16 protein-coding genes and 1 pseudogene are annotated in these 9,557 nt (G+C 38.5%); 10 read left to right on the top strand and 7 right to left on the bottom strand.

All coding sequences use genetic code 11. From position 1 onward, the window contains the following. The first annotated feature begins 50 nt into the window (after positions 1-50). The 3 genes and pseudogenes from FC36_RS03760 (at position 51) to FC36_RS03770 (ending at position 1,526) form a co-directional block, all read left to right on the top strand. A complete protein-coding gene (locus tag FC36_RS03760; protein ID WP_025021341.1) occupies positions 51-500 on the top strand; it encodes a DUF554 domain-containing protein in 450 nt (149 codons plus the stop codon). A gap of 156 nt (positions 501-656) precedes the next feature. After that, a pseudogene (locus FC36_RS03765) lies at positions 657-984 on the top strand (putative quinol monooxygenase). 62 nt (positions 985-1,046) lie between these two features. After that, entirely contained in the window at positions 1,047-1,526 is a 480-nt protein-coding gene (locus FC36_RS03770) for a glutathione peroxidase (protein WP_025021339.1), read from the top strand. Between the two features lie 91 nt (positions 1,527-1,617). Here the strand turns inward: FC36_RS03770 and FC36_RS03775 are convergent, their stop codons facing one another. Then, complete coding sequence (locus FC36_RS03775) at positions 1,618-2,211, bottom strand: TetR/AcrR family transcriptional regulator (protein ID WP_025021338.1); 594 nt, start codon at positions 2,209-2,211, stop codon at positions 1,618-1,620. A gap of 122 nt (positions 2,212-2,333) precedes the next feature. Here FC36_RS03775 and FC36_RS03780 point away from each other — a divergent pair, with 122 nt between their 5' ends. Then, positions 2,334-3,059: an ABC transporter ATP-binding protein gene (locus FC36_RS03780; RefSeq protein ID WP_056986717.1), complete on the top strand. Its 726-nt coding sequence runs from the start codon at positions 2,334-2,336 to the stop codon at positions 3,057-3,059. Next, complete coding sequence (locus FC36_RS03785; protein WP_025021337.1) at positions 3,059-3,610, top strand: ABC transporter permease; 552 nt, start codon at positions 3,059-3,061, stop codon at positions 3,608-3,610. Before FC36_RS03780 ends, FC36_RS03785 begins: the two co-directional genes overlap by 1 nt. Positions 3,611-3,759: 149 nt before the next feature. Here the strand turns inward: FC36_RS03785 and FC36_RS03790 are convergent, their stop codons facing one another. The 6 genes from FC36_RS03790 to FC36_RS03820 form a co-directional block, all read right to left on the bottom strand. Beyond that, positions 3,760-4,893, bottom strand: coding sequence for a site-specific integrase (locus tag FC36_RS03790; RefSeq protein ID WP_025021336.1), 1,134 nt, complete (start codon positions 4,891-4,893; stop codon positions 3,760-3,762). Positions 4,894-5,158: 265 nt separating this feature from the next. Further along, entirely contained in the window at positions 5,159-5,584 is a 426-nt protein-coding gene (locus FC36_RS03795) for a hypothetical protein (protein WP_025021335.1), read from the bottom strand. A 1-nt stretch (position 5,585) separates the two neighbouring features. Next, on the bottom strand, positions 5,586-5,984 hold the full coding sequence (locus tag FC36_RS03800; RefSeq protein ID WP_025021334.1) for a hypothetical protein: 399 nt from the start codon (positions 5,982-5,984) through the stop codon (positions 5,586-5,588). Positions 5,985-6,294: 310 nt separating this feature from the next. After that, positions 6,295-6,675: a DUF2513 domain-containing protein gene (locus FC36_RS03810; RefSeq protein ID WP_025021332.1), complete on the bottom strand. Its 381-nt coding sequence runs from the start codon at positions 6,673-6,675 to the stop codon at positions 6,295-6,297. Between the two features lie 87 nt (positions 6,676-6,762). Then, complete coding sequence (locus FC36_RS03815) at positions 6,763-7,149, bottom strand: ImmA/IrrE family metallo-endopeptidase (RefSeq protein WP_025021331.1); 387 nt, start codon at positions 7,147-7,149, stop codon at positions 6,763-6,765. 8 nt (positions 7,150-7,157) lie between these two features. After that, positions 7,158-7,499 (bottom strand): helix-turn-helix domain-containing protein, encoded by a 342-nt coding sequence (locus FC36_RS03820; RefSeq protein WP_025021330.1) that lies wholly within the window; start codon positions 7,497-7,499, stop codon positions 7,158-7,160. Between the two features lie 173 nt (positions 7,500-7,672). On the opposite strand from FC36_RS03820, the gene FC36_RS03825 reads away from it, so the two are divergent. From FC36_RS03825 to FC36_RS12600, 5 genes are all read left to right on the top strand, one after another. Beyond that, positions 7,673-7,885, top strand: coding sequence for a hypothetical protein (locus FC36_RS03825; protein ID WP_025021329.1), 213 nt, complete (start codon positions 7,673-7,675; stop codon positions 7,883-7,885). 47 nt (positions 7,886-7,932) lie between these two features. Further along, positions 7,933-8,664, top strand: a complete 732-nt coding sequence (locus FC36_RS03830; protein ID WP_025021328.1) for a Rha family transcriptional regulator — start codon at positions 7,933-7,935, stop codon at positions 8,662-8,664. A gap of 1 nt (position 8,665) precedes the next feature. Beyond that, on the top strand, positions 8,666-8,884 hold the full coding sequence (locus FC36_RS03835) for a hypothetical protein (protein ID WP_025021327.1): 219 nt from the start codon (positions 8,666-8,668) through the stop codon (positions 8,882-8,884). Between the two features lie 70 nt (positions 8,885-8,954). After that, positions 8,955-9,266, top strand: coding sequence for a hypothetical protein (locus tag FC36_RS03840; RefSeq protein ID WP_025021326.1), 312 nt, complete (start codon positions 8,955-8,957; stop codon positions 9,264-9,266). Continuing rightward, complete coding sequence (locus FC36_RS12600) at positions 9,266-9,394, top strand: hypothetical protein (RefSeq protein ID WP_263640311.1); 129 nt, start codon at positions 9,266-9,268, stop codon at positions 9,392-9,394. The genes FC36_RS03840 and FC36_RS12600 overlap by 1 nt, the downstream gene beginning before the upstream one ends. Positions 9,395-9,557: the final 163 nt, after the last annotated feature.

The raw sequence follows: 9,557 nt of genomic DNA on the forward strand, positions 1-9,557 counted from the left end.
AGAGAACGTAAGGTTCAACCTTACAAGCCCCTCTCTTTAGAGAGGGGTAGTTGACTTGGATAGGACACTTTCTTGAAAAACGCTTCGCCAAGCCAGGTGATAGTAACTTTGCGACAGGCTTTATTGTGACTTCGCTGACGGTTTGCATTGGTGCAATGGCTATTGTTGGAGCTTTACAAGACGGACTTAATCATGACCCATCTCTGTTGTATACTAAGTCTTTAATCGACTTTATCATTGTGCTTCTAATGGCGACGGTTTATGGTTTAGGTTGTAGTTTTGCGGCTTTGCCAATTTTGATTTTTGAAGGCGGGATAACCTTGCTGGCAGTTTTGATTCAAGGTTTTATTAATGATTCTGCCACCCAAGCGATTAGCTTAGTGGGAAGTACTTTGATTACGGTGATTGGGATTAACATGTTGTGGGAAGAAAAAATTAAGGTCGCTAACATGTTGCCAGCCTTAGTTGTCGCAGCTATTTATGTGCAATTTTTTAATTGAAAATAGTTAGTAAAAGTATAAATTAGTATAGTGGTAACTGTGATTAGAAGATTAGTAATCAAGGTTAACAGTAACTTTTGATGCCCTTTATATGTGTACGTATGTTTGTACATATAAATATATGTATGTTTAGAAAAATAGAAAGAAGTTGAGAAAATGGCTCTGACCATCAATATTTATTACCGGGGACAAGGTGATAATGCTAAGAAGTTTGCCCAAGAAATGACGGATAGTGGGATTGTAGCGGAAATTCGTTCTCGGCCAGGTAATTTTGGGTTATGACTACTTTTATCCAAGTGATGATCCCCAAACAGTTTTATTGATTGATAGCTGGCAAGATCAAGCTTCTTTGGATGCCCATCATCAAACAGAAACTATGGCTAAGATTGCGGCTCTACGGGAAAAATACGATTTGCATATGACGGTTGAACGTTACCAAAAATTAGCTGATAATGCGGACGATGCCCAGTTTATTCGGAATTAATCAGTAAGTAGCATTTGATTACGAGTTGATGAAGTTATGATGAGCGAAAGTTGAGGTAGAAAATGGAAATTTATGGTTTTGAAGTTCAAGATTGGCAAGGCAAACCAGTAAGTTTAGATGCTTATCGTGGTCAAGTAATGTTGATTGTCAACACTGCCACGGGATGTGGCTTTACCCCTCAATATGAAGGCTTGGAAAACATGTACCAAGAATTTAAGGATCAAGGTTTTGTTGTTTTAGATTTTCCTTGTAATCAATTTGGTCACCAAGCACCAGGGAGTTCCGAAGAAATTAAAGACTTTTGTAGTTTCAACTATCATACGACTTTTCCGCAATTTGCGAAGATTGAAGTCAATGGCCCCCATGAAGCTCCATTGTATACTTTCCTCAAAGACCAAGCGCATGGTATTTTATCTGAAAAAATTAAGTGGAACTTCACTAAGTTTTTAGTTGATCGCCAGGGTAAGGTGATTAAGCGTTATGCCCCAACTGATACCCCAGAAAAAATCGCAGCTGATGTAGCAGAAATTTTACGGGGGTAGGTCTAAATAACATTCAATTTCAAAATAAAATCCGAGCTCAAATTTTGTCAAAAGCGAAATTTTGAGTTCGGATTTTTATTTTCCTAATAAGTTATGCGTGTGCTTTTTTGATGTTTTTGAGCGTGTCTAAAATTCCTTGGCCTAAGGGGCGATTGTAAACTTGTGGCCAGTGAGCTAGGTCGGATGGTTCAGATTGGCCAATAATTGCGACAATTCCCGCCATGATAAAGTTAAGGTCAGCTCTTTCATTTTGACTAAGGTCCTCTTCCTTAATTTCTAGCATATTGAGCCAGGTTGTACGAATAAAAGTGCGAAAAATAGAATTAAGATAGGCTGAATCGTTGCGGGTGTAAAGACGAGCTCGGGCAACATGAGCCAAAATCTCGGGATTTTCAGCAACAATTTTCTGAAAATCGTAAATATTATTAAAAAGTACCATAAATGGATTGACGCCTAAAATCGCCCCGGAAGTAATTTCCTCGGCGTTTTCATAAAAGAGTTCCTTTGCCATGGCATCAATATTTTTGAAATGGTAGTAAATAGACTTATGATTAACACCAGCTTCTAACGCTAACCGCTTGATAGTTATATCGGTGTAGCTTCCTTCTGCTAGAATCTTCCAGAAACTAGTGCTAATTTTTTGTCTAACAGATGGTTTATTGTTATCTTTTTTAGGTCTTGCCATAAAAAGCCTCCTTCTATTCTATTGTAACAGGAAATTAATGGGAATAACTTTCCTATTTTTTCCATTTAATTAGCTACACTTTTTAACTATACTGAGTTCATAAAATCAAGAAGGTGAGAGATATGATAGAAAAAAATTATATTTACATGCATAAACTTAGCAAAAGTTTTGAAAAACAAACGGTTTTGCACTCAGTAAATTTAACCGTTAAACCAGGTGAGATAATCGGGTTGATTGGTCCTTCTGGGGCTGGTAAATCTACAGCTATTAAGGTTCTATTAGGGATGGAGAAAGGTGATGGGGGGCAAGCTTTGGTCTTAGGAACTAAGATGCCGAACCGTGAGATTTTAGGGCGCATTGGATATATGGCACAGTCAGATGCTCTGTATGAAAATCTTTCAGCGCAAGAAAACTTAATGTTTTTTGGAAAGATGCGAGGTATAAAAACTGCTGCTTTACAGGCAGAAATTGAATATGTAGCGCAAGTCGTTGATTTGACCAATCACCTTAGTAAGCGTGTCTCTGGATATTCAGGGGGGATGAAACGGCGCTTATCATTAGCGATTGCGATGTTAGGGCGCCCGGAGTTAATGATTTTAGATGAACCAACAGTCGGTATTGATCCGGCTTTACGCCATAAGATTTGGGTGGAGTTGGCTAAGATTCGTGATGAAGGCCGGAGCGTATTGGTGACGACTCACGTTATGGATGAGGCTGAATTAACTGACCGAGTAGCTTTGCTTTTACATGGGGATATTATTGCCTTTGATACGCCACAAAAACTAGAGAGGCAGTACCAAGTCAAAAGTATTGAAGAAGTCTTTTTGAAAGCTGAGGAGGAGAAATAATGAGAACTTGGGCAATCAGTATAAAAGTTATTAAGGAATTATTCCGAGATAAACGTACCTTGATGTTGATGTTTGTAGCACCATTATTAATTTTATGGTTGATGAGTATTATGTTTTCCGCCAATTCTGATACCAAAGTAAAGTTAGCGACTGTTGGTGTTGATGTAGGCGTGGTTAAGAAACTTGATAAGTTTAATGGGATAACTGTTAAAAAGTATGCAAGTAAGACTGGGGCTCAAAGGGCCCTTAAAGATAATAAGGTTGACGGGATGATTATTCAAGGAGATAGTCGTAAGTATAATGTAACTTATGCGAACACAGATGCGACCAAAACTGCGTTAACCAAGGCGGCCTTAAAAAATATTTTGGTTCAAGAAAATATCAGCAAGATGACCCAAATGGTTGTACAACAACAACTTATAATTACTCAACTTAAAGCACAGCTAACAGGACGAGCGGTCCCCCAAAATACTAGTCAGAGTAACCAATCTCAAAAGGAGATTAAAATCCAAAATTACTATAATTATGGGGATGATTGTGAAAGTCTGTAGCTCCCTTTACATATAGCTTTTTTATCCACAGAAAATTAATTGACAACGGAAAGGACAACGGAAAACAAAAAAATAACCCAGAAAATCGATTCTGGGTGCCATACTCTTTGGAGACGTAATTAATAATGAAAAACCTTAACTTGATTATCTTATACTCCATTCATGAAGTCAAGAAACTTACGTTCGGACTCAGCTTGAAATTGGTCGGTTAGGTGTGTGTACACATTAAGTGTCATTTCAACGTTTGCGTGACCCAGCCTTTTTTGTATTGCTTTTATGTTCACTCCCGCTTGAAAAAGCAAGGAAGTGTGCGTGTGCCTGAAGCCGTGAGGCGACAATCTTCGCAAAATTAGCCCGTGTTTCTCCATTCTGCCATATATTTTCCTTAACTCTTTAGAAACATTGTTGACGGCTCGATAAGCGCCTTTTGTGTTTGGAAAGACAATTTCACTTGTGCCTTGCTGGAGTTCCTTTAGCTTTGTCAAGGCTTCTATCGTCGTGTGATCAATTTTGATTTTTCTAATTGACGACGGAGTCTTTGGAGGGTTGATGATGGTTCGGTTAGTTACCCTATCGATTGATAAGGTCTTGTCAATTGATACTGTAGCCTTATCAAAATCTATATCGGCCCAGATCAAAGCCAGAGCTTCGCCAATTCGCATGCCGCTAAAAGCAAGCAATCTGTATAAAGCATACTTGTCGAAAGACTCATTTTCTCGTACATAATCAAGAAAAACCTTGAGTTCGTCTTTGCTATAAAAATTGTCTTTTTTCTCAACTTTTTTTCGTTTTACAAGCTTAACTTTTTTGAAAGGCGACACCTCTATCAATTCTAGTCTTTCGGCATATTCGAAAGGAGCGGTCAAGATTATCAGTTTCTGTTCTGGCTTTGCATAGCGGTTAGCAAGGTTGTCTGCTATCTGCTGGCATTCGTAAGGTCGGAAACTTGTAACTAATCTGTCGCCAAATTCGGCTTTCATACGGCCGTATTCGGCCAGCCTGAAACTTGCGGTCGTTTCTTTAACCGTCCCTCTGTAGCTCTCAAACCAGCGATGGAAGAGGTCGTCAAAGGTCATTTTATCTGCCGGTTTGCGCCCGCCATACTCACCACGATTAAATTGGTCTTGGAGCGCGCTAAAAGTCACTTGGGCTTCACGCTTAGTTTTGAAACCTCGGCGGGTTGTTCGCACTTCTTTGCCGGTTATAGGATCAGTTCCTAAGTAAGCCTTAAATTGCCAAAATTCTTTGCCGTTTTTCTTCTTATATTTTTCATAGTACGCCAAGATTTGTCACTCCTTTCAAGTTATGTTATAGTTGGCTTGTCCAAATATTCTGTAAGCTAGTTTTTGAGAACTACAACCAAGACTGACCTTTGCTTTTTTGCAAGGGTCAGTTTTTTGTCTAAAAAAAGCCTCTTTGCGAGGCTAGGGGTGTTATAACTTCAATGCACCACGTTGATTCACGGCGTAATCAGCTTCTGCGTCCGTATTAAAAATTCCACGAGAACTTCTTGCGATTTTTAGCAGACGAGATTCCTACAATTTTTCCCTATAGAAGGGATATGATGATGCTGACAACACCAGCGACTGCTCCGATGCCACCGATGATGATGGTACCCCAGAAGAATCGTCTGTTTTCTTTTTGTTGATTGCGTTGATATTCTCGTTCCTTTAACATTGCATTTTCTATTATCATAGGAATGGAATTGAATTTATCGTCAATTCTTTTTTCAAAACTATCAAATCTATCGTCAACTCTTTTTTCTAAATTATCAATTTTTACAAATGATTGATCTATCTTACTATCGATTTTATCTAGCTTATTTTGTGTCTCAAGTTGTGAAATTCTAAGTTCGTCGTGGGTAACATATTTTTTATTTTCCATGACAATTACACCGTCCTTTCTATCTTTATTATAATTGATAGATCCTTCCTGGTGAATGTCATTTCCTTTGATTTTCAAATCCCTAATCACATTAATCACCCTCTTTTTTGAAAGCAACACGGTAAGAATTAAGCTCTTTGCCGTCAATGTACGCAGAGAAAGTGTAGATACCTTCTTGAATTATGTCAAAGTTATTTAAGTCTCCTGAAATAGTAAAAGAGTCTGTATGATGTATACTCAATAATTGTTCTTTAGCGATGTCGAGAGTATATGGTGCTACTTCGTTCATTGGAGACTTAACCTCTATTTTCATAGTATGATTTTGTTCTTTGTCAAGCCCACTAACAGTTAAAAGAAATCCCATGCTAAACTTAGTAGGAATATATTTCAGATTAATTGTATTGCCAACAAGAATGTTATAGTATGACTCCTTTTCTATATTTTCCGTTATGTTTGGTGAAATCCATAAATTTCCAATTACTTCATCCATATAAAATCATTCCTTTCTACAATTTCACAACAACTCCGACAACACCTTAGAAACATACGGCTCAAAGGCGGCAAAAACTCTAATTATGTTATACTAATATCGAGGTGAATAACATGAAAAATAAATACGTCAACACCATTACGTTTAAAGATGAACGCATCTTCCTAGACGATATCGAATTAAAACAGATACGCTCTGCTAAATTAGATTTCAACGATTATGAGCAAAACCACGCCTCGGCCCCAGCAACGTTACATCTTACGATAGACGTAAACATTCCAGGACTGAGAAGTAGAATTGTAGATAACCTTTAGAAGTTACTGTCTATAAAGTCGGAAACAAATTTTTCAAAAACCGAATTAGCAACAACCTTAAGCGTTAATATGGATAGTCCGCCTAAAGAGCGGGCTATTTTTTTCGTTTTTGACCAATTTTGTTCGTTTCGTATTTTCGCTAGTAACGCATGACCCTCCGGTGTTAAATCTTCTATCTCAAAATTCAAAAATTGTTCATTAGTAAGTAATAGGTTGTTCATTTGTAATTGATTAACATGGTATACAAGCTCGTCATTACTGTATTTTTTCAATGAATCCATTTGTTCGTAGTAGGATAAAGGTATCTGTCTCCCAACCATGGAGTTTTGTTCGACGGTCAGGAGTATGTCTCTGATACAATTTTCATTCAAGCGCATAATTGTCAAAACCTCATTTCATTTGCTTCCCGCACAACCTTATTCGGTTTCGTATTTTTCAACTTCTTCTTCAACAGCATTGCTATCTCACAACAACTCCGACAACACCTTAGAAACATACGGCTCAAAGGCGAGGGGGAGGCCGAAGCTTTCTAAGAACTTGACGGGGCTGAGTTCGGCTTCGTCATATTCTGATCTGTAATTTTCCAATTCTTCCCTAATCATAAACCGGTTAGCTTCGGCTTCCATTTTCGTATGTAAGGCTGTCGTAGCATTGTATAAGTTTGACAGTCCTTTTTGCTTAGCAGCATGCCCTAACTCATGTAGAATTACTTTTTCTTGTTCGTGTTCATTTAAGCGGTTATCCACGATTATCCAGTTCAATTTATCCACGTACAAGCCACCGCAATCTAATTCGTCATATTTCAATGTGATTTGTTGTTCAGAGAGCAGAGCTTTAATTCTACTATCCATAAAATCACCTACGCTTTATTGTTGAGGTAAGCAGAGATAAGACCTTCCACGACATCTTTATCATGCTGATTAAGTTCCTTGCCATTGTAGGTCATAATGCTATCCATAATTTTCGCCAAGTCCTTTGTATCAGCGGAGTTTTCTTCCTTACCATCCCGACCTAGTAAGTAGTCGGTGGTGACTTCATATAGACTAGCTATTTTCGATAATGTTTCAAAGTCAGGTTGCCGTATTCCGTATTCGTAATTTCCGTAGGTTTGAGGTTTAATATGAATTTTATCTGCCACATACTTTTTGCTCCATCCCCGATTCTCTCTTAGATTAGTTAATTTGTCACTAAATTCCGTCATAAAAAACACTCCTTCCGTGTTGCTTTTTCACCATTATAGTAACACAAAAATTCAAAAAGAATTATTTTTAACACAAAAAGTGTATTTTTTTATTGACTAACACAAATTGTGGTGATATTATAATGGTCGTAAGGAACACAAAATGTGTTTATTTTAAGAAGGGAGGGAGTTAAATGACGGAAATCGTCAAAGAAAATGCCCGTCAAATTCTCGCTGATGAAATTGCAAAGAGAGGTTTGAAGAAAACCTATGTTGCTGAGAAAATGGGGTATAAAAACTTGCAAAAACTCTCATATATTTTGACCGGTCGGGATAAATTCACCGGTGACGTCGCTTTGCGAGCAAGTAAAGCATTAGGCGTTTCGTACAAAATTTTTTTGCGATAAAACAACACGTAACGTGTGATAAATGAATTGAGAAAGAGGTTAACAAAATGAATGATTTAGTAATTATGAAAGACCGCCAAGCGGTTACCACAAGTTTGCAAGTCGCCGAAGTTTTTGGCAAAGAACACAAGAATGTAATTCGCGCAATCGAACAAAAATTAGGTGAGCTCAATTTTGAGCCGTCCTCAAAAATGTTTGCCGAAGGGGCATATACCAATAGCCAAAACAAGAAAAATAAGATGTATTACCTAAACCGAGACGGTTTCACATTTATCGCATTTGGATTTACTGGTCGCCAAGCCGACGAGTTCAAACTCAAGTATATTCAAGCGTTTAACAAGATGGAAGAGCTGATCAAGAACCAACCTAGACTACCACAAACGGTAGATGAAAAGATTTACTTATTGCTACAGGCTTCTCACGAAGGAAACCAAAGAATTCAAAAGCTAGAAACGGACTTCCAGACGTTCAAGGAAAACCAAAAGCTTGAACCAGGAGAATACTCTTACATCGGACAACTTGTTAATAAGAAAGTATTTGGTTGGATTAAAGTTCACAAATTAGGTCTTAGCCGTCAGCAGAGAGCGTTGTTGTACAAAGATATCAACGCAGGAGTTGCTCAAGTTTGCGGAGTAAGAACAAGAACTCAATTAAGAGAAAAAGACTTTGAGACAGCTTGCGAGTTTATCGAGGAATGGACACCAAGCACGGCGACGATTATACGGATTAAGCAAATGGGAGGTGTCGCCGAAGGACAAACAGAATTGGAGGTTAACTAATATGGAATACGAAAACGTAAGAGAAGCTTTGAAAGCGTTGATTGAGATAACTTTTTCAGAATTGGAAACTGCACAAGTAAAAGTTATCAATGATAAGGAAAGCACCGTGCGTCCGTTTGAATTGGAGGATTTGCAAGACGCAAACAAAGAAATTTTGGCTCAAATTTGTGACATGTTAGGAATGTCGGACTTGTATTTAGAATCTCAAGAGGTTAGCTAATGGAAGATTTCTTAATTGAAGTTTATGTGGCGGTTGTTCGCAAATATGCGATGTATTACGGAGGTTAAAGATGGGAAGTGGATACCAAGAATTAAAAATCGTGTCTGACACGCTAGCTAAAACCTTAGACGGTGCGGAAACGTACGATGAACTTCGGTCGGAGGTTGATAAGGTTATCGCTCAAATCGAGTTTGCACTAGCAAACAAGAAAAAAGAGCGTGTGCCACCCGGCCACTTTACACGGCAACACGCTGCCGAATACCTTGATATGTCGCCTAACACCTTCGATGAGAGAATCAGGCCAAAAGTCAAGGCGAAAACAATCGGGAGCATGTTGCGTTGGAGCAAGAGAAGATTAGATGAATATATGGAGGAAGATTGATGGTTTGGTTAATCGTTATTTTCCTAGCCGTAGCTCTCACAGCTCACGTGCCGGAGCTTATCGGTTGGGTAGTTGAAAAATACACGACTTGGTTATACGCCGGGTCAAAACGTGGAAGGAGAGATTGAGAATGGCAAAAGTTATCATTGGTGAAATTTTGCAAGTATTAGCGTTGTTTATCGTCGTTGGTCTGGCCGGGTCAAGCGACTTAGGGAGGCCAGTTTGGTGGCCTGGCTTGTTTCTGGCAATCGTGGTTGGAATCGTCGGGTTACTTTTGGACCAAGACGAAAA

It is taken from the genome of Ligilactobacillus equi DSM 15833 = JCM 10991, assembly GCF_001435735.1.
Taxonomy (GTDB): Bacteria; Bacillota; Bacilli; order Lactobacillales; family Lactobacillaceae; genus Ligilactobacillus; species Ligilactobacillus equi.